The organism is Kribbella jejuensis (genome assembly GCF_006715085.1).
In the GTDB taxonomy this organism is placed as follows: domain Bacteria; phylum Actinomycetota; class Actinomycetes; order Propionibacteriales; family Kribbellaceae; genus Kribbella; species Kribbella jejuensis.
This window is the reverse complement of the sequence record NZ_VFMM01000001.1, coordinates 2381748-2401988: the sequence shown is the minus strand read 5'-3', so window position 1 is coordinate 2401988 and position 20241 is coordinate 2381748. Positions and strand designations below refer to the sequence as shown.

15 protein-coding genes are annotated in these 20241 nt (G+C 68.5%); 11 read left to right on the top strand and 4 right to left on the bottom strand.

Annotated elements, in window-relative coordinates:
• The first annotated feature begins 120 nt into the window (after positions 1-120).
• Together FB475_RS11725 and hemB are read left to right on the top strand one after the other, a co-directional pair.
• Entirely contained in the window at positions 121-1764 is a 1644-nt protein-coding gene (locus tag FB475_RS11725) for a bifunctional uroporphyrinogen-III C-methyltransferase/uroporphyrinogen-III synthase (RefSeq protein WP_141855264.1), read from the top strand.
• Between the two features lie 6 nt (positions 1765-1770).
• Complete coding sequence (hemB, locus tag FB475_RS11720; RefSeq protein WP_141855262.1) at positions 1771-2757, top strand: porphobilinogen synthase; 987 nt, start codon at positions 1771-1773, stop codon at positions 2755-2757.
• Between the two features lie 22 nt (positions 2758-2779).
• Here the strand turns inward: hemB and FB475_RS11715 are convergent, their stop codons facing one another.
• Positions 2780-4528: a hypothetical protein gene (locus FB475_RS11715; protein WP_141855259.1), complete on the bottom strand. Its 1749-nt coding sequence runs from the start codon at positions 4526-4528 to the stop codon at positions 2780-2782.
• Positions 4529-4743: 215 nt separating this feature from the next.
• Here FB475_RS11715 and FB475_RS11710 point away from each other — a divergent pair, with 215 nt between their 5' ends.
• The 5 genes from FB475_RS11710 to FB475_RS11690 are packed head-to-tail and all read left to right on the top strand — an operon-like array spanning position 4744 to position 10267.
• The gene (locus tag FB475_RS11710) at positions 4744-5667 is read left to right on the top strand and encodes a carbohydrate ABC transporter permease (protein WP_141855257.1); all 924 of its coding nucleotides are present in this window, start codon (positions 4744-4746) and stop codon (positions 5665-5667) included.
• On the top strand, positions 5657-6541 hold the full coding sequence (locus FB475_RS11705; protein ID WP_141855256.1) for a carbohydrate ABC transporter permease: 885 nt from the start codon (positions 5657-5659) through the stop codon (positions 6539-6541). The genes FB475_RS11710 and FB475_RS11705 overlap by 11 nt, the downstream gene beginning before the upstream one ends.
• Before the next feature lie 31 nt (positions 6542-6572).
• Complete coding sequence (locus FB475_RS11700) at positions 6573-7874, top strand: ABC transporter substrate-binding protein (RefSeq protein ID WP_141855252.1); 1302 nt, start codon at positions 6573-6575, stop codon at positions 7872-7874.
• A 25-nt stretch (positions 7875-7899) separates the two neighbouring features.
• Complete coding sequence (locus tag FB475_RS11695) at positions 7900-9015, top strand: Gfo/Idh/MocA family protein (RefSeq protein ID WP_141855249.1); 1116 nt, start codon at positions 7900-7902, stop codon at positions 9013-9015.
• A gap of 34 nt (positions 9016-9049) precedes the next feature.
• A complete protein-coding gene (locus tag FB475_RS11690) occupies positions 9050-10267 on the top strand; it encodes a cytochrome P450 (protein ID WP_141855247.1) in 1218 nt (405 codons plus the stop codon).
• A 1-nt stretch (position 10268) separates the two neighbouring features.
• Here FB475_RS11690 and FB475_RS11685 read toward each other — a convergent pair whose 3' ends face one another.
• On the bottom strand, positions 10269-11615 hold the full coding sequence (locus FB475_RS11685) for a hypothetical protein (protein ID WP_141855245.1): 1347 nt from the start codon (positions 11613-11615) through the stop codon (positions 10269-10271).
• Between the two features lie 244 nt (positions 11616-11859).
• On the opposite strand from FB475_RS11685, the gene FB475_RS11680 reads away from it, so the two are divergent.
• Positions 11860-13257, top strand: coding sequence for a sensor histidine kinase (locus FB475_RS11680; protein ID WP_238332098.1), 1398 nt, complete (start codon positions 11860-11862; stop codon positions 13255-13257).
• Positions 13258-13267: 10 nt separating this feature from the next.
• Here FB475_RS11680 and FB475_RS11675 read toward each other — a convergent pair whose 3' ends face one another.
• Positions 13268-14509: an aldose epimerase family protein gene (locus tag FB475_RS11675; RefSeq protein ID WP_141855241.1), complete on the bottom strand. Its 1242-nt coding sequence runs from the start codon at positions 14507-14509 to the stop codon at positions 13268-13270.
• A gap of 179 nt (positions 14510-14688) precedes the next feature.
• Here FB475_RS11675 and FB475_RS11670 point away from each other — a divergent pair, with 179 nt between their 5' ends.
• The 3 genes from FB475_RS11670 (at position 14689) to FB475_RS11660 (ending at position 16938) form a co-directional block, all read left to right on the top strand.
• On the top strand, positions 14689-15288 hold the full coding sequence (locus FB475_RS11670) for an isochorismatase family protein (RefSeq protein WP_185759213.1): 600 nt from the start codon (positions 14689-14691) through the stop codon (positions 15286-15288).
• A 4-nt stretch (positions 15289-15292) separates the two neighbouring features.
• Complete coding sequence (locus tag FB475_RS11665; protein WP_141855239.1) at positions 15293-16210, top strand: GlxA family transcriptional regulator; 918 nt, start codon at positions 15293-15295, stop codon at positions 16208-16210.
• A 68-nt stretch (positions 16211-16278) separates the two neighbouring features.
• Entirely contained in the window at positions 16279-16938 is a 660-nt protein-coding gene (locus FB475_RS11660; RefSeq protein WP_141855236.1) for a hypothetical protein, read from the top strand.
• Between the two features lie 58 nt (positions 16939-16996).
• Here the strand turns inward: FB475_RS11660 and FB475_RS11655 are convergent, their stop codons facing one another.
• The gene (locus FB475_RS11655; protein WP_141855234.1) at positions 16997-20155 is read right to left on the bottom strand and encodes a glycoside hydrolase family 3 N-terminal domain-containing protein; all 3159 of its coding nucleotides are present in this window, start codon (positions 20153-20155) and stop codon (positions 16997-16999) included.
• Positions 20156-20241: the final 86 nt, after the last annotated feature.

Here is a 20241-nt window from a genome sequence, read left to right as displayed (position 1 = left end):
CACAAGAAGGCCCAGACGGCCCAGAAAACAGCCCAGAAGACGGTCCAGAAAACTGCCCGGAAGACGGCGCAGAAGACGGCCCACAGGACGAGCACGAAAACGACGAGGGCGAAGGCAGACGTGAGCGCGAAGACAGCCGCCACCGCGGCACCGCAGAAGGCCGCCACCAGTACCGTCAAGCAGACCAAACCGCTCGGCCATGTCACGTTCGTCGGCGTCGGTCCTGGTGACCCGGCGCTGCTGACGCTGGCCGGCCGGGACGTGCTCGCGAACGCCGACGCGGTCGTTGTCGAGGGCCCCGAACACGACCCGTTCCTGGCATACTGCCGGCCCGGCGTCGAGGTCGTCGACGGCTCCGGTACCGAGGGCAGCCGGGCGCTGAAGGTCGCGGCCCGGGCCCGGCTCGTGGTGAAGACGGCCAAGACCGCGGCGAACGTCGTCCGGCTGCTGACCGGTGACCCGTTCACCTTCTCCAGCGGCGCCGAGGAGGCGGCCGCGTGCAAGAAGGCGGGCATCGGGTTCAACGTCGTCCCGGGTGTCAGCGAGGTGAGCGCGGTGCCGACGTACGCCGGGATCCCGCTGACCATGAAGGGCGACCGCGAGGTCACCGTCGTCGACCTCGCCGAGAACAAGCTCGACCTGACCCGGCTGCAGCCGAAGCAGACCCTGGTGCTGCTGAACACGTCCGAGGTGCTGAAGGAGACGGTCGCCGGGCTGATCGAGGCCGGCTTCGACGCCGCCACCCCGGTCGCCGCGACCGTCGGCGGTACGACGACCTCGCAGACCAGCGTGGTCGGCACGCTCGAGACGATCGTCACCGACCTGCGGACCGCGAAGGTCACCGGCGAGGCCGTGATCGTGGTCGGCGCGGTGGTCGAGCAGCGTGAGTCGCTGTCCTGGTTCGAGACCAAGCCGCTGTTCGGCTGGCGGATCCTGGTGCCGCGGACCAAGGACCAGGCCGGTCCGCTGATGGACCGGCTGCGTCGCTACGGCGCGATGCCGGAAGAGGTACCGACGATCTCCGTCGAGCCGCCGCGGAACCCGCAGCAGATGGACAAGGCGATCCGCGGCCTGGTCGAGGGCCGGTACGAGTGGGTCGCGTTCACCTCGGTCAACGCGGTGAAGGCGGTCCGGGAGAAGTTCGACGAGTACGGGCTGGACGCGCGGGCGTTCTCCGGGCTGAAGATCGCCGCGGTCGGCGACAAGACCGCCGAGGCGATCGGTGCCTGGGGCATCCGTCCGGACCTGGTCCCGTCCGGTGAGCAGTCGGCCGCCGGGCTGGTCGAGGACTGGCCGCCGTACGACGAGCTGCTCGACCCGATCAACCGGGTCTTCCTGCCGCGTGCCGACATCGCCACCGAGACGCTGGTCGCGGGCCTGACCGATCTGGGCTGGGAGGTCGACGACGTGACGGCGTACCGGACCGTCCGGGCCGCCCCGCCGCCCGCGCCGACCCGCGAGGCGATCAAGTCCGGCAAGTTCGACGCGGTCGTGTTCACGTCGTCGTCGACGGTCCGGAACCTGGTCGGCATCGCCGGCAAGCCGCACGCGTCGACCGTGATCGCGGTGATCGGTCCGGCCACGCTGAAGACCGCCGAGGAACATGGCCTGCGGGTCGACGCGATGGCCGAGACGCCGTCGGTCGAGGAGCTCGCCGACGCCCTCGCCCGGTTCGGTGCGGATCGGCGTGACACGATGGTGGAGGCCGGTGAGCCGGTCACCCGTCCGTCCGAACGTCGCTCGGGTTCACGTCGTAAGAGCTGAGGCATCGTGTCTGGTGGTTTCCCGGAGGTCAGGCCGCGGCGGCTTCGGTCGTCGGCGGCGGTACGTCGGCTGGTCGCGGAGACCACGCTCGAACCGCGGCAGCTGATCCTGCCGATGTTCGTCCGCGAGGACGCGCGGGAGCCGATCCCGATCCGGTCGATGCCGGGCGTCGTCCAGCACACCCGGGACACCGCGCGGAAGGCGGTCGCGGAGGCGGCGCAGCTCGGTCTCGGCGGCGTGATGTTGTTCGGCGTACCTTCGTCGAAGGATCCGGTCGGGTCCGGTGCGCTGGACCCTGAGGGCATCCTCAACGTGGCGATCCGGGACGCGGTCTCCGAGGTGGGCGACTCGCTGCTGGTGATGTCGGACCTGTGCCTGGACGAGTTCACGTCGCACGGGCACTGCGGCGTACTCGACTCCAAGGGCCGGGTGGACAACGACGCGACGCTGAAGATCTACGCGGAGATGGGCGTCGCGCAGGCCACCGCCGGTGCGCACGTCGTCGGCCCGTCCGGGATGATGGACGGCCAGGTCGGCGTCGTACGGTCCGCGCTGGACGCGGCCGGCTTCGTCGACACTGTGATCCTCGCGTACGCCGTGAAGTACGCGTCGGCGTTCTTCGGCCCGTTCCGCGAGGCCGTCGACTCGTCGCTGACCGGCGACCGCAAGACGTACCAGCAGGACAACGCGAACTCCCGCGACGCCATCCGCGAAGTTGACCTCGACATCGCCGAAGGCGCCGACATCGTGATGGTCAAGCCGGCGCTGGCCTACCTCGACATCATCCGCCAGGTCCGCGACCACGTGAACGTCCCGGTCGCCGCGTACAACATCTCCGGCGAGTACGCGATGATCGAAGCCGCCGCCGCCAACGGCTGGCTCAACCGCGAGGCCACCATCCTGGAAACCCTCACCGCCATCCGCCGCGCCGGCGCCGACACCATCCTCACCTACTGGGCCACCGAAGCCGCCGCCCACCTCCTCACCCGCTAACCCCACCCACACGGCAGCCGGCTCATGTGGTGCGTAGTTGCAGGAGTTGGTGGCCTGGGGTGCGGCCGGTGAGGTAGACGCGGAGGCCGTCGGGGGTGAGGTTGCCGCCTAGGTAGGTGTAGCGCTCGCCTGGGTCCATGGGGACTCGGGTGGGGCCGTTGCCGGGGCCGAAGGTGATTTGGTCCGCGCCTACCTTGTAGGTGCCGGTGCCGGAAGCCAGTTGGTAGTTGCCGGGGGCATCTAGTGGGTCTACGCCGGTGAGGGTGCCGCCGGGGCGGAAGCAGAGTTCTATGGCGTAGGCGGTTTCGTCGCCGGTGAAGTCGAAGGTCAGGTCGAAGCCGTTGGTGAGCTCGACGATTGTGACCTCGGTTCGTAGGGTCCGGTACTGCTTCGGGCGGTGCGGGAAGTCCATTGACGCGTAGAAGCGGCCCTCGGGGGTGAGGGCGTAGCGGCCGTCGGCCCGGCGGTAGCGTTTCGGGAGCGGGAGGTGGTACGGGACCTTGACCTCCTGCTGGAGCTTGAACGTGTTGGGTGCCGTACGGCGCAGGCCGTCGCTGCGGAAGTGGCCGGTGCTGAAGAACTGTGGTGACAGGCGGACCGAGTCGAGGATCGCGGAACCCGTGCGGAGCTTGAAGAAGGTCGGATTCGTGGACAGGCCCGACGAGATCACCGGGATGTCGTGGAAGTCCGTGCCGCCGAAGATCGTCGCCGTCCGGTCGTCGCGGCGGATCCGGACCGATGCCTGGGACGGGTAGTGCTGGATGAAGTCGGCCGGGGCGGGCGTGGCGGCCGGGAGATTGGCGGAAAGTTCAGGGCGCTCGAGGACCTCGGCCAGGAAGTCGCCGAGTTCGCCGGTGCCGCGCGCCTCGATGCTCTTGGCAACAGTCGTGAACCGTCCGTCGCCGGTGTGCAGAGCGAGCTCGCGGAACTGGGTCAGGTACCACCAGACCTCGCGGCCCCCCTTCTGGTCCTGGCGACGCGACGCGGTCGTGTCCACCTCGCCGTTCGGTTCGAGCAGGTACAGCGTCACGTCGAGGTTCCGCCGTACGTACTCCAGCAGGGCCGGCTTGGCGCGCAGCCAGGCGATCGTCAGCAGGCACGGGTTCGTCACCTCGGCCGCGTACGTCGAACTGCGCTCGCCGTAGATCCCGTCCGGCGTCGCGTCGATACCCTCGTCGAGCCAGTCCTCGATCCGCGCGACGTACCGCCGGTCCGGGAACAGGTGGTTCGCTCGGGCGAGCGCCGCGGACACCTCCCACCGGTGGTTGGGCGTGTGTACGCCGCCCGCGGCCAACGCCGGCCCGGCCTTCTTGATCACCGACGCCAGCGTTGTCCGCAAACCTGCGGTCGAAGCCTGCCCGTCCGCGTCGAGCAGCGCGTAGAGCATGCAGACGTCCTGGATCGCGAAGGCGCTGTCCGGCGGTGAGTGCAGGTTGCCCACGTCGTACAGGCCGTCCTCGTGCTGCCGTACGGCGAGTTGCTCGATCAGCCAGGTCAGCGGCCCGAGGAGCGATGCGTCGTGGTGGTACGACGACCTGCCCCAGACGTAGCCGGAGACGAGCCGGCGCGCCTTCCGCGCGACGGTCCGGACGCTGTCGGAAGCGTTCTGGTAGTTGCCGAGCACGATCGGAATCTGTTTCCGGTTCGCCTCGGTGAGCAGGTTCAGGAAGTCGTCGTCCACAGCAGTTACCTCAGCACGAGCGGCCGCCGGATGCAGCGCACCGAGCGCCACGGTGGTCAGCGAACCGGTCAGAAACGTACGTCGCAGCATCGGTGATCCTGTCGGTAAGCGGTTGCCAAATGTCAGGAACTGTCGCTCCCGGACTTTGTTCTGTCAAGACCGCGCAAACGTCCGCATCCGGACATCCCGGCCGGTCGGCGAACCCTTGCGTAAACCGGTTTCCCGGGCTAGTTTGACCGGCCAAGGCAAGCGTTTTCCGCGCCCGCCGCTTGCCGGAGGACGGCGGGGATGGAAGAGAGGTGACCATGAGTGCGCTAGGTGAGCTGGGCAGTCTGCGGGGCAAGAAAGGGCTCGGCCAGAAGAAGGACAACCTGGCCGGTTACCTGTTCCTGGCCCCCTGGCTGCTCGGTCTTTTCCTGATCACGATCGGGCCGATGCTGGCCTCGCTGTACCTGTCGTTCACCGACTACAACCTGATCCAGGCGCCGAAGTGGATCGGGCTGGAGAACTTCACCCGGATGCTCTCCGACCAGCGGCTGCACAACTCGCTGCGGGTGACGTTCACCTACGTGTTCGTCTCGGTCCCGCTGCAGCTGATGATCGCGCTGCTGCTGGCCGTCGTGCTCGACCGCGGGGTGCGCGGGATGGCGTTCTACCGGTCGATCTTCTACCTGCCGTCGCTGCTCGGGTCGAGCGTAGCGATCGCGATCCTCTGGCGGCAGGTGTTCGGCACCACCGGCCTGCTGAACCAGGTGCTGGACATTGTCGGAATCCACGGCAAAGGCTGGATCTCCGATCCGAGTACGGCGCTCGGCACGCTGGTCGTGCTCAACGTCTGGACGTTCGGCTCGCCGATGGTGATCTTCCTGGCCGGACTCAGACAGATCCCGGCGATGTACTACGAGGCCGCGGCGGTCGACGGCGCCGGGACGCTGCGCCGGTTCTTCAGCATCACGCTGCCGCTGCTCACCCCGATCGTGTTCTTCAACCTGGTGCTGCAGATCATCCACGCGTTCCAGTCGTTCACCCAGGCGTTCGTCGTCTCCGGGGGTAGCGGCGGGCCGTCGGACTCGACGATGTTCTTCACGCTGTACCTCTACGACAAGGGCTTCGGGAACTTCGACATGGGCTACGCCTCCGCGATGGCGTGGTTCCTGCTCGTGATCATCGGGGTCTTCACCGCCGCGAACTTCTTCGCCTCGAAGTACTGGGTGTTCTATGACGACTGAGACGCTGTCCCGTACCGTCGCCACCCGCCGCACCTGGGGCATCACCTGGACCCGGATCCGGCCGCTGGTGATCCACGTCGTGCTGGCCGGCTCCGCGCTGGTGATGCTGTACCCGGTGATCTGGATGGTGGTCAGCTCGCTGCGGCCCGGCAACGAGATCTTCCGCGACCCCGGGATCCTGGTGAAGGACCTGCGGATCGAGAACTACCGGGTCGGCTGGAACGCGCTGACCGAACCGTTCACCCGGTACCTGCTGAACTCCGCGCTGGTGGTGCTCGGCTCGATCCTCGGCAACCTGGTGTCCTGCTCGATGGCGGCCTACGCGTTCGCCCGGCTGGAGTTCAGCGGGAAGAAGTTCTGGTTCGCGATCATGCTGCTGAGCATCATGCTGCCGATCCACGTGGTGATCGTGCCGCAGTACATCTTGTTCTCGCACCTGGGCTGGATCAACACGGTGCTGCCGCTGATCGTGCCGAAGCTGCTCGCCACCGACGCGTTCTTCGTCTTCCTGATGGTGCAGTTCATCCGCGGCATCCCGCGCGAGCTCGACGAGGCCGCCCGGATCGACGGCTGCGGCAAGGCGTCGATCTTCCTCCGGATCATCCTGCCGCTGATGGTCCCGGCGCTGGCCACCACGACGATCTTCACGTTCATCTGGACCTGGAACGACTTCTTCAGCCAGTTGATCTACCTGACCGACCCGCACAAGTACACCGTCCCGCTGGCGCTGCGGTCGTTCGTCGACGCGACCTCGAGTTCGTCCTGGGGCTCGATGTTCGCGATGTCGGTCGTCTCCCTGGTCCCGGTCTTCCTCGCCTTCCTGCTCGGCCAGCGGTTCCTGATCAAGGGCATCGCGACCACCGGCATCAAGTAACGCTCGTGTCATCACCTGAAAGGTTCACCACATGAGGCACATCCCACGCGCCCTCACGGCGCTGGCGCTGGCCACCACGTTGCTGGCGGCAAGCGCCTGCGGCGGCGACTCCGGTGGTGCGGCGTCGTCGTCGGACGGCGGCAAGGTCACGCTCCGGTTCACCTGGTGGGGCTCGGACACCCGGACCAAGCTCACCCAGCAGGTGATCGACGCGTACCAGAAGGACCATCCGAACGTCACGATCAAGGGCGAGTACGGCGAATGGTCCGGGTACTGGGACAAGCTCGCCACCACGGTCGCCGCGAACGATGCACCGGACATCATCCAGATGGACGAGAAGTACCTGCGCGAGTACGCCGATCGCGGCGCGCTGCTCGACCTGAAGAAGGCGCAGGGTCTGGACACGAGCAAGTTCGAGCCGGACACGCTCGGCGCCGGCGAGTTCGACAACGGCCTGTACGGGCTGAACGCCGGCATCAACTCGTTCGCGGTGGTCGTCAACCCGGCCGCGTTCAAGACGGCCGGCGTACCGATCCCGGACGACAAGACCTGGACCTGGGACGACTTCGCCAAGACCGCCGCCGAGATCACCAGCAAGACCGGGGGCAAGATCACCGGCACCGGCACGCTCGGTGGCAACGAGGCCGGCCTGAACCTCTGGGCCCGGCAGAACGGCGAGTCGCTCTGGACGAAGGACGGCAAGCTCGGCGTCTCCCCGGAGAAGACCACCGACTTCTTCAAATACATCCTGAAGCTCCGCGACGAGAAGGCGATCCCGTCGGCCGAGGCGATCTCGCAGGACATGAACGCGTCGCTCGACCAGTCGGCGTTCGCGACCGGCAAGCTCGCGATGACGTTCATCTGGAGCAACCAGTTGGTGGCCTTCAGCAAGGCGACCGGCCAGCAGCTGAAGCTGCTGCGGGTCCCGAGCACCGACGGCAAGGCAGCGGACAACGGCTCGTACTACAAGGGCTCGATGTTCTGGTCGATCTCGTCGCGGTCCAAGCACCAGAAGGAGGCCGCGGAGTTCGTCAACTACCTGGCGAACAGCCCGGCCGCCGGTAACGTACTGCTGGCCGAGCGGGGCGTGCCGCCGAACACGGAGGTGCGCGCCGAGGTGACGCCGAAGCTGCAGCCGGCCGACGCCGCGACCGCGAAGTTCATCCAGGACATCAAGGCGGACCTCGGCGAGCCGTCGCCGGCGCCGCCGGTCGGTGGTGGTCAGGTGGAGAAGATCATCCAGCGGTACACCACCGACGTACTGTTCGGACGGCAGGCGCCGGACGCGGCGGCCAAGGCATTCCTGGACGAGGTCAAGGGCGGGCTCAAATAGTGTTGCTGATGGCAACTGATTGCCGATGACGGGGAAGCGCGTGGCCGTGGTGGGAATCCACGGCCACGGTGCCTCCCACGTCCGTAACGTGCTCCGCCTGCCCGACGCCGAGCTGGTCGCCGTGGCCGATCCGCAGGGCGGCGGCGACCTGGCCGTTCAGGTCTTCCCGAGCCTGGACGAACTGCTGGCCGCCGTCGAGGTGGACGTGGTGGTGATCTGTACGCCGATCCAGACGCACGTCCCGCTGGCGGAGTTGGCGATGCGCACGGGTGCCGACGTATTGCTGGAGAAACCGCCGACGGCTTCGCTGGCCGAGTTCGACCAGCTGTCGTCGGTGGTGGCGGAGACCGGGCGGGCGCTCCAGGTCGGCTTCCAGGCGCAGGCGTCCGAGGCGACGCTCGGGTTGGCGTCGATGGTTGCCGGTGGTGAGCTCGGCGAGATCCGTGGGATCAGCGCGACCGGGAAGTGGCTGCGTACGGCGAGGTACTTCCAGCGCGCCCGCTGGTCCGGCCGGCGGCACCTCGACGGCGTCGACGTGGTGGACGGCGCGGTCACGAACCCGCTGGCGCATTCGGCGGCGGCCGCGTTGCTGCTGGACGGGTCGACCGGCGTCGACGACGTACGGCAGGTGGAGACGGAGCTCTACCGCGCCAACCCGATCGAATCCGACGACACGTCGACAGTCCGGATCACGACCAGCCGCGGTACGCCGATCCTGATCGCGGTGACATTGTGCGCCGGCGAACAGTTGGAGCCGTCCGTGACCGTGCACGGCTCCGAGGGTCGCGCCGTGCTGCGGTACACATCGGACACGCTCGAGCTCCACCAAGGCGACGCTCGAACCGTGCGGACGTACGAGCGTGCGGATCTGCTCGAGAACCTGCTCGCGCATCGCGCGGACCCCTCCGTCCCGCTCTACTGCCCGCTGGCCGCGACGGGCGGCTTCACCCGCGTGGTGGAGGCGGTCCGCACAGCTGCCGACCCCGCCGAGATCCCGGCCGACCTGATCGACTGGCAAGGCGAAGGCCTCGACCGCCACCCGATCCTCCGCGACGTCGAACCCTGGATCGACCGCGCCGCCGACGAACTCGCCCTCTTCAGCGAGATCGGAGCTCCCTGGAGCAACGCGCGGCGACGGTGAGCGAAGGTCAACCTGACCTGCATAGGGTTCAGGCATGAGCGAGACCGTGCTGCAGATTCCGTTCGAGGATGCGTTCCGGTTCGACCCTTCGCCGACGTTCGCGGAGTTGCGCGAGGGGCGGCCGGTTGCCCGGGTGCGGACGTTGGCCGGGGCCGAGGTCTGGTTGGTGACGCGGTACGACGACGTGAAGCTCGTGCTGGCCGACCCTAGGTTCTCGCGGGCCGCGGTGGTCAAGCAGGGCGCGCCCCGGGTCGCGCTGGCCAAGCCGATGCCGAACAGCCTGACCACGACCGACCCGCCGGAGCACACCCGGTTGCGACGATTGGTCGTCCCAACGTTCGCGCACCGGAAGATCGAGCGCACCCGGCCGTGGGTCGCGGAGTTGTCCGCGCAGCTCGCCGAGGACGTCGCGCGGGCCGGTGACGGTGCGGACATCCGGCAGCTGGTGGCGTTGCCGTTGCCGATCCAGGTGATCTGCCAGCTGCTCGGCGTACCGTACGCGGACCGCGCGCAGTTCCGGGAGTGGACCGAGCTCGGGTACAGCATGAAGATGGCCGAGAAGGACCTGGTCGAGGACGCGATGACCAACCTGACGGCGTACATCGAGGATCTGGTCACGCGAAAACTGGCCACCACGGCGGCGCCGCCCGAGGACCTGCTCGACGAGCTGGTGCGTGCCCGCGAGGAGGGCGACCGGCTCAGCCAGGAGGAATTGATTGCCTTCGGCGTCAACCTGCTGGTCGCCGGGCACGAGACCTCCGCGAACCAGATCTCGAGCTGCTTGGCGACACTGCTGCGCCGGCCGTCCAATTGGGCACGACTCGTGGAAGAGCCGGAGCTGATCCCGTCCGCGATCGAGGAGCTGCTGCGGTTCAACCGGTTCAGCGAGGTCGGGCAGCTGCGGGTCGCGCTCGAGGACGTCGAGTTGCACGGCGTACAGATCAAGGCCGGTGACGGGGTGATGGCCGCGCTCAACTCGGCGAACCGGGATCCGCGCGCGTACGACGCTCCGGACGAGCTGCGGATCGACCGGAAGGACAACAAGCACCTGTCGTTCGGCTTCGGACCGCACTTCTGTCTCGGCGCCCAGCTGGCCCGGATCGAGTTGCAGGAATCGCTGCTGGCGCTGGTACGGCGGTTCCCGCGGATGAGCCTCGCGAAGCCGGCCGAAGAACTCCAATGGCGTCGTGTGCTGGTGAGCGGTCTCGCGGAACTGCCGGTGAACCTGGGAGGTCCACCGGCAGCCGGGTGAATCAGTTCTGCGAGGCGAACACGACTCCGTGCTCGGCTTCGTACTGCTCGATGAAACGGGCGGCCATCGGCTCACTGCAGATGACAGCCGTGGCCAGGTTCTGCGGTGTGCGGTCGAGGCCCTCGGGCCAGTCGGCCAGCATGTTCCACGCCCGGGTCCGCTTCTTCTCCAGGTCGGTCGGCTCGACCGTTTCCTCCTCGACCGGCTTGCTGACCACCTCCGGCGTGATCAGCGCCGGCGGTTGCGGGTCGGCCGGGGCGGCGAACGGAGACGGCGGCTTCGGCTTCTCGACCAGGGGTTCGGCCTTCGGCTGCGGGGCGAACGGCTTCAGGCTGCTCGACGTACCGTTCACGACGTGCTGCGGTTCGCTCTCGTCCTCGACGACGACCGCCTCGGACACGTTCCCGCTGTCGGCCGGGTCGGGGTCGACGATCGCCATCAGCTCGCCGGTCCAGGCGTCGTCGTCGCGCAGCCCGACGCCGGTGTTGTCGGCCCGCCGCGGCTGCCCGCCCTCGAGCACCCAGACGGCGGCCGGTACGGCCGGCCGGTCCTCGGGCTCCGGCGGCGGCGAGATCGCCTTGGTCAGCTTGTTCGTGATGACCTCGTAGTTGATCCGCTCCTCGAGCATCCCGGCCAGCCGGTCCGGGTCGTACGTCGTCTCGGCGATCTTCGCCAGCCGCTCGTCCTGGTGCTCGGAACGGATGTACTCGGCAACGGTCCCGGCGATCGCCTCGCGGCGGCTGCGGTTGCGGATCTGGTCGTGCGCCGCGCGCAGGCTCTCGTAGAGCGTGTAGCCGTGCTCGATCGCGAGCGACCGGGCCAGCCAGGTGACGCGCGGCTCGCGGGCCCACTGGACGATGCCGTACACCGGGCCGGTGTCGCGCATCTGTCCGGCGCGGCGCAGCGCGTCGCGGCGGCGGGCCGAGCTGTGGATCAGCCAGAGCACGTAGGCGAACGCGGACAGGCCGCCGAAGCCGAAGGCCAGGAACCGCTCCTCGGGACGCCAGTGCCCGACGACGTTGAAGACGACCGCGACGAGCGCCGCGAAGAACGACATCGCGCGGTAGGCGTAGGCCTGCTCACCCTTGCGCCGGCGCAGGTCCGCGAGCGCGGCGGTGGCGACACCACCGAGCTCGAGCACCGCGACCGCGGGGGTGACCAGGATGATCTTGAGCAACGGCGAGAAACCGTCGCTCGGCCAGGGGATGTGGGTCACGCCGGCCCAGACCTGGCCGACCAGAGCCGCGGCAGCCGCGGTCGCGTAGAAAGCGTAGGCGACTTTGTCCGCACCGGTGAGGGGTACGTTGACCAGTTCGCCAGTACTGGTGGTGCTGGTGTTCTCCTGCAAGACGTGCTCTCCTGACCGGTTTGGGCTCTCCGGCAGTTCGTCGGGTGGGTGGTACGGCGGCCCCCATAGCGCGCTGCACGAGGCTACCGGTTTCCGGCCCCGAAAGGGGAGGCGAATCGGGAAACGTCTCGAACGTCCCCAGTCTTACCGCACTTCTAACCTCGCAATTCAAACGAATGGATTCCCAGGAAGGTCACAGGGAATGTGAAGCGAGTATCCGGACACGGCGCGGATGCTGGGACGCATGAGGGTTGCGGCGCGGTCGTTGAGTGTCCGGGTCGCGGCGGCGATGGTGGTGCTGGTCGCGGTGGTGAGCATCGTGATCGGTGCCCTGACGACCGCTGCGATCAGCTCGTACCTGACGCGTCAGCTTGATGGCAAGGTGGCCGCCGCGCAGGGCCGGGCGATCGGCGCCCTGCACAACGACGGTCCGCCGCCGGACTCCCCGCACGGACAGGACGCCGGTACGGTCACGCTGTACCTGCAGGCGTCCGCGGCGGCCGGCAGTGTCATCACCTCTGACGGCCGGCTGGCCGACCTGTCGCAGCAGGCGATCGACGTACTCGACCAGGTGCCGACCGGTCAGAGCAGCACGGTCGACGTACCGGGCCTCGGCACGTACCGCGTGCACGCGACCGGCGTCGGCTCGATCACGGTCGTCACCGGCCTGCCCACGAAGGACATCCAGAACACGATCACCAGCCTGATCGGGTGGGAGGCGCTGTTCGGCGGCATCGGCGTGCTGACCGCGGGCGGGGTCGCGATCTTCGTCGTACGGCGGCAACTCCGGCCGCTGCGCCGGGTCGCGCAGACCGCCCGCGAGGTCGCCGCGCTGCCGCTCGACACCGGCGAGATCGGCGTCACCGCCCGGGTCCCGGACCAGCTCACCGACGAACACACCGAGGTCGGCCAGGTCGCGGTCGCACTGAACAGGTTGCTCGGTCATATGGAGCATGCGCTCGACGCGCGGCACCGCAGCGAGCAGCAGGTCCGGCGGTTCGTCGCGGACGCGTCGCACGAGCTGCGGACGCCGCTGACCACGATCCACGGCTATGCGCAGTTGAGTCTGCATCAGAACGACCCCGAGTTGTTCACGCACGCGATGGGGAAGGTGATGGTCGAGACGACACGGATGGCGTCGCTGGTCGAGGACCTGCTACTGCTCGCCCGTCTCGACGCGGGCCGGCCGCTGGACCGGCGCCCGGTCGACCTGTCCCGGATGGCCCGGGACGCGGTCGCCGACGCCGAGATCGTTGCCCCAAGCCACCATTGGGAACTGGAGCTGCCGGCCGAGCCGATCATCGTGACCGGCGACGAGCAACGTCTGCACCAGGTCGTCACCAACCTGCTGACGAACGCCCGCCGGCACACCCCGCCCGGTACGACGGTGACGGTCGCCGCAACGCACCGCGAGGACTCCGCCTTACTGACCGTCCACGACGACGGCCCTGGCATCCCGGCCGACCTGCTCCCGAACGTCTTCCAGCGCTTCACCCGCGCCGACACCGCCCGCACCCGCTCCACCGGCGGCACGGGCCTCGGGCTGTCTCTGGCCGAGTCCATCGCCCACGCCCACGCCGGCACTCTCACGCTGGCGTCGCGGCCCGGCAGCACCAGTTTCACCCTGGCGCTGCCGGTCTGACGACGAACGGCTACTTCGCGCCGAAGGAGTAGATGGTGGTGGATTTGTAGGTCTGGCCGGGGCGCAGGACCGTGGACGGGAAGTTGGGGTGGTTGGGGGAGTCGGGGAAGTGCTGGGTCTCGAAGGCGAAGGCGTCGCCCTGGCGGTAGGCCTTCTTGCCGATGCCGAGGAAGGTGCCGTCGAGGAAGTTGCCGCTGTAGAACTGGACGCCGGGCTGGTCGGTGTGTACTTCGATGGTGCGGCCGTGCTCGGGCTCCCAGAACCGTCCAGCGAGCCGCATGCCATGGCTGTCGGGCTGTCCGCCGAGGACGAAGTTGTGGTCGTAGCCGCGGCCGAAGACGAGCTGCTGGTGGTCACCACGCAGTCGCTTGCCGATCGCGGTCGGCTTGCTGAAGTCGAACGGCGTACCCGCGACCGGGGCGATCTCGCCGGTCGGGATCAGGCCCGCGTCGACCGGGGTGTACCTCGGCGCGTTCAGCTCGAGCACGTGGTCGTAGATCGTCCCGTTGCCCTCGCCGAGCAGGTTGAAGTACACGTGGTTCGTGAGGTTCACGACGGTCGGCGCGTCCACCGTCGCGTGGTAGTCGATCCGCAGGTTGTCGCGCCTGTCCAAGGTGTACGTGACGGTGCTGGTGAGCGTGCCCGGGAAGCCCATCTCGCCGTCCGGGCTGACGTAGGTGAACGCGACGCCGACGGACTTGTCGTCCTGGACGACCTTCGCCGTCCAGACCTTCTTGTCGAAGCCGATCGTGCCGCCGTGCAAGGCGTTCTCGCCGTTGTTGACCGGGATCTGGTACGTCACCCCGTCGAGGGTGAACCTGCCCTTGGCGATCCGGTTGCCGTACCGGCCGATGGTGGCGCCGAAGTACGGGCTGAGCTTGGCGTAGTCCGGCAGGTTGTCGAAGCCGAGGCTGATGTTCTCGATGTGGCCGCGGCGGTCGGGCGTCTCGACCCGCTGGATCGTCGCGCCCCAGGTGAGCATCGAGATCGTCATCCGGCCGTTGGTGAACGTGTACACGTCCACCGGTTGGCCGTCCGGGGTGGTGCCGAACGGGTCCTTGCGGATCTCGAGCTTGCCGTGGTGTGCGCCCATACCGTGCAACTTATCCGGCGTACCGGTGCCGGTGGTGGCTTGGGTGGCGGTTCGGGTGGCGGCTTCCGCGGTGCTGCTGAGAGCGCCCGCGGCGGCGGCACCGAGGCCCAGGGCGCCGGCGGTCCGCAGGACCTGGCGGCGGGGCAGGTGATCGGGCATCGCAATCCCCTCAATCGTTGGAGAAACCAGACCTGGGCACGATAAGACGGCGCCGGAGTGTTTGGAACAGTTCGGAACGGTGTGAATTCGTCCGATCTCTCGGTGTTTGACCGGATCGGTCCGCTCCCCGGCCCGATCGAGCCTTCTGCGGTACGGCGGGACGCGCGCAGGATGGGGTCATGAGCCGAACCGCACTGATCGTGATCGACGTCCAGGAATCGTTCCGGGTCCGCCCGAACTGGCAGCTGGTGAACCACCCCGATATCGCCGAGCGCGTCGACCGGCTGGTCCGCGCGGCGCGCGAGAAACACGACCTGGTCGTCTGGGTGCTGCACAGCGAACCGGGGACCGGCGGTGCGTTCGACCCGGCCGAGGGGCACGTCCGGCTGATGGACGGACTCGAACCGTTGCCGACGGAAACGATCATCACGAAGACGTCGCACAACGCCTTCACCACAACGAATCTGCAGCAGTTCCTGACCCAGCACGGTATTTCCGAGATTGTTGTCTGCGGCATCCGGACCGAACAGTGCTGCGAGACCACCGCCCGGGTCGGGTCCGACCTCGGGTACGACGTCGTGTTCGTCACCGAGGCGACCGCGACGATGGCGCTGGCGCACTGGTCGATCAGGGACGAGGCGAGCGTCGAGGAGATTCTCGCCGACCCGCGGACGCTGACCGCGGACCAGGTCGCCGAACGGACCGAGTACGTGCTGGCCGGCCGGTTCGCCTCCGTCCGGACCCTCGACGAGCTGACCGCCGTACCCGTGGCATCCTGACCGAATGCGCCCTACCCACGTGGTCTTCGTACTGGTGCCGCGGCTCCATTTACTGGATCTGGCCGGACCGGCGCAGGTGTTCAGTACGGCGAAGGACTTCGGCTACGGATACGACGTCTCGTATGTGGCCGAATCCGACGAGGTCGTCACTGCCCAAGGGGTGCCGTTACGGACCCAGTCGGTGTGGCCCGAGCTCGATCCGGGTGACCTGATCGTCGTACCGGGCTGGCGCTCGCCGCGGTTGTCGCCGGAGTCGCCGATCGGCCCGGAGTTCCGGCAGCGGCTGCGCACGCATCACGCCCGTGGCGGCACGGTCGCCAGCGTCTGCTCGGGCGCGGACGCGCTCGGCTGGGCCGGCCTGCTCGACGGGCGGCGGTTCACCACCCACCACGACCTGACCGACGAACTGGCCGCCCGCTACCCGCGGGCGACCATGGTCCGGGACGTGCTGTACGTCGAGGACGATCGGGTGATCACCTCCGCCGGGATCGCGAGCGGCATCGACCTCGCGCTGCACCTGGTCGCGGTCGGCCGCGGCGCGGAGGCGGCCGCCCGGGTCGCGCGCGAGATGGTCGTGTACGCCCGGCGCAACGGCGACGAACTGCAGGAGTCCGCGATGCTGCGGCACCGCGGTCATCTCAGCGACCTCGCGCACCGCGTGCAGGACGTGATCGACGCGCGGTACGCCGACAAGCTGCCGCTCGCGGAGCTGGCCGGCGAGGTCGGCGTCAGCGAACGCACGCTGACGCGCATCTTCACCACCGCCACCGGCCTGACCCCTCTGAGGTACCAGCAACTCCTCCGCGTAGAGCGTGCCGAACACCTGATCGGGCACGGCAGCACCGTCGAGTCAGCCGCCCGCACCGTCGGCTTCGAAAACCCCCGAATGCTCCGCCGCCTCCGTTCCCGCACGTCTGTCTAGACCGGAACAACTTTTCCGGCCGGCCCCGCGTCTACTCGTGCAACCAGCGATCGACGAGGGGACAGATCATGAAGTTTTCGGGGGGTATCCGCCGCGGCGCGGTGGCGACCGGCGTGGCGACCAGCGTGATGGCGGTCGGACTCAGCGTCCTGGCAACCCAAGGAGCCGACGCAGGCACGACGTCCGCGACGTCGCTCAGCCGGTCGCAGTTGCTGACCGTCAAGCAGGTGAAGCAGGCCGACGCACGGCGCAACTGGTTCCGTCAGGTCGACAGGGGAATCCTGCCGCGGACCTACTGCGGCCCGGCCTCGACCGAGGGCAAGCGGGTGGCCGCGCGGATGGCCCGTGGTTTCACCGATGAGATGGACGCGTACGGCGCGCAGTACGTCAGCCAGTACGCGAACGCCGCCACCGCGCGGGCGGCGTACAACTCGATCATCGCGACGCTGAAGTCCTGCACGTACAGCAAGCCGGCGCCGACGCACGCGCGCAAGATCACCGAGAACCGGGTCGTCAAGGGGGCTTCCGGTGACCTCACCCAGGTGATCCGCTGGTACGACTACCCGAAGCCCAACGACCCGGGCAGCGAGGCCGGCGGTTTCCCGTACGCCGTCACGCTGAAGGGCCGCACCGTCTCGGTCCTGGCCTTCAGTGAAATGGGCCCGGGCGTACCTGCGCCGAACTTCGACAAGCTGGCCCGCGCCGCGGCGGCCAAGATCACCCGGTAGCGGGATGGGGGCGTGCCGGCCGGGGCGGATGAGGGGTCACCGCGCCGGCCGGCACCTTTTAGGAGCGGCTTGCTGTGATCAGGTTTGTGACCGCGGTGTTGAGGTGGCCGGTGAGTAGGGCGTGGTCGGCGTCCGAGGTCAGTTTCGACGTCGGCTCGGTGATGTTCTGGCCGATGTGGTTCTGCGCGATCCACCGGGCCACGCCGACCACCGCGTCGTCCTCGGTGAAGGTGTCAGCGTGCGCACGCTCGAGTAGGCGGGCCGACTGCGCTGCCGCGGCCAGGGCGATTGTTGCCTGCGGCCCCGACCAGGCCGGGACCCGCAGCGCGACCCCGGCCGCGATTCCGGCGGCCACCGCGTACGGATCATGGCTTCGCAGCAGGCTGTTCGCGGCCTTGTCCAACGCGGCGCGAGCGGCGGCCTGGGTCGTCAGGCCCCAACCGAACGGGTACTGCGGGTCGTAGGACGCGTCGCCCACGTTCAACGGCTGCTGGTCCTCGGTCCGCGGCCAGCTGACCGGTAGGCGGCCGCTGAACGGCACCTTCCCGAACAGCACATCGGCAACGCCGGCGCCTTCGGTGCCCGGCAGCCAGGACGCCACCAACGCGTTGATCTCGCCGAGCTGGTCGGCGATCACCTGCGGGCGTCCTGACACGATCAGTACGACGCACTTCATCGCGCCGCAGACCTTGTCGACCGCGGCCCTGTCCGCGTCCGAGAGCTTCAGGTCGTGACCGTTGCCGACATCGCCGACCCCCTCGGCATACGGACGTTCACCGACCACGACCACCCCCACGTCGTGCCCTTCGAGCGGCGCGGAGGCGTCGGCGCTGTACGTCGCGTCCGGTACCACCTGCTTGATGCCGTCGAGGATCGTCGTACCGGTGGTGGTCGGGCCCGATCCGCCTTGCCAGGTGATGCTCCAGCCGCCCATCTGGTTACCGAGATCGTTGGCGTTGCTGCCGGCGACGTACACCTTGGCACCGGCCTTCAGCGGCAGCAGGTTGCCCTCGTTCTTCAGCAGTACCTGGGATTTCGCCGCGGCCTCGCGACCGACGGCGCGGTGCGCGGCCGACCCGATCGACGCGATGTTGCTGGTGTCGGCGTACGGGTGCTCGAACAGGCCGAGCTTGAACTTCTCGGTCAGGATCCGCCGGACCGCGTCGTCGATCCGCGTCATCGGGATCCGGCCGGCCGCGATCTCGGCGGTCAGGCCCTGGGTGAAGCCCTGGTAGTCGGTCGGCACCATGATCATGTCCAGGCCGGCGTTGATCGAGGTCCGGATGTCGCTCGCGTAGTCGCCGGGCAACTGGTCGATCGCCTGCCAGTCGCTGATCACGAACCCGCCGAAGCCCATCCGTTGCTTCAGCACCCCGTTGATCAGCTCGCCGTTGCCGTGCATCTTGACCGGCGGTGCACCGTCCACCGACAGGCTCGAGTACGACGGCATCACAGCGCCGACACCGAGGTCGACGGCGGTCCGGAACGGCGCCAGGTGGATCGTCTCGAGCTGTTGCCGGGTGACCTGCGTGACGCCCTGGTCGAGCTTGTACGAGCCGGTCGACGAGCTGCCGTACGTCGTACCGCCGTCGCCGACGAAGTGCTTCGCGGTGGCCAGGACGTGGGTGTTCTGCGCGAGCTGGCTGCCGTCGGCCTTGCCCTGCAGGCCGGTGATCACGGTCGCCATCGACTGCACCAGCGCCGGGTCCTCGCCGTACCCTTCGTACGCGCGGCCCCAGCGGTCGTCGCGGACCACGCACACGCAGGGCGCGAAGTCCCACGGGATGCCGGTCGCGCGGACCTCGGTCGCGGTCACCTCACCGATCCGCCGGGCCAGGTCCGGGTCGCGGGTGGCGCCGATCGCGATGTTGTGCGGGAGGATCGTCGCGCCCACCACGTTGTTGTGGCCGTGCACCGCGTCGACGCCGTAGATCAGCGGGATCTGCAGGCGGGTCGCCTGGGCGTTCCGCTGGAAGGTGTCGATCATCGCGGCCCAGGCGGCGGGCGTGTTCGGGGTCGGGACGGAGCCGCCGCCGGACAGCAGCGAGCCGAGTGCGTAGGACGCGATGTCGGAGCGGGAGCGAAGCGCGTTCCGTTCGGCCTGCGTCATCTGGCCGACTTTTTCGGCGACGGTCATCCGGGCGAGCAGGTCGTCGACGCGTTTCCGGATCGGGAGTTTCCGGTTCAGGTACGGGAGATCGTGGGCGTCGATCACCACGACGGGCTGGGTCGTCGGGGCCTTCGCACCGGTGACCGTGAGCTCGAGAGGGATGGTCTCCGCTTCCTCGGCGGAATCGTCCTTCCGGGTCGTCACGGAAACGTTCTGGGTCGTTCCGGAAGCTGTACCGGCCGGGAACGTGAGCGTTCCGGACACTGGGGTGTAGTCGTCGGCGGTCGCGGTTCCGTTGCCGGTCTTGTAGTCGACCGTGACCGGTTCGTCGAGCGGGGTACCGCCGGTGGTCGCGACCGTCACCTTGACCTGTGCGGTGCCGCCCTCCTTGACCGGGTAGACGTCCGCGTCGGTGACGACGCTGTTCTTGAACGCGGGGTCGGCCTTGCCGTAGACCTCGACCTGGTCGATCGCGAACTCGCCCGGCGAGCCGACCGGCATCGTGAACGCGTAGCCCCACATCTGGGTCAGGTTCAGGATGTGGTCGATGCCGCCGACGGGCTGGTAGTCGCCGCGGTACCCGAGCTGGCTGAACGGGATCTCGACCAGGTGCCAGCCCTGCCAGTCGTCGGTGAAGCTGGTGTTCCACAGCTCGGAGGCCTCGGCGTTCGCGCCGCCGTCCTTGATCTCGAAGAAGATCCGCTTCCCGGAGCCGGGCGGCAGCGGCGCGGTGTTCTGCCCGTACCACCAGAACCGGATCCCCTTGTACGCCGACCAGTTGCCGGGGTTCACGTCGTACGTCACGTCGTGGCTGAACCCGCCCCAGCCGCTGATGTCGTACGTCCCGTGCAGCACTTTGTCGCCCGCCGGTGCGTCCGGCCGGCTCTGCAGCTCCAGCGTCGGCGGATCGTCCGCGTCGCTACCCCAGGTGAAGATGCCGGCATTGGGCGGCGAGGCGAACGGCTCGCCCCCTTCGAAGGCCGCCAACGTGATCGGGGCCGGATCGTCGGCCGCTGCCGGCCCCACGGCCAGCAACCCGACGACCAGGGCTCCCACCACCACCGAACCGACTCGCTGCCTGAACCCCAGACGACCGAACCAACGCATGAGCACTCCTCACAGACAGGTGGGCGGTTGCGCCCGACTCTCAGCCCTGCGGAACCCCCGGTCAAGACCTCGCCGGTTCCGGAACT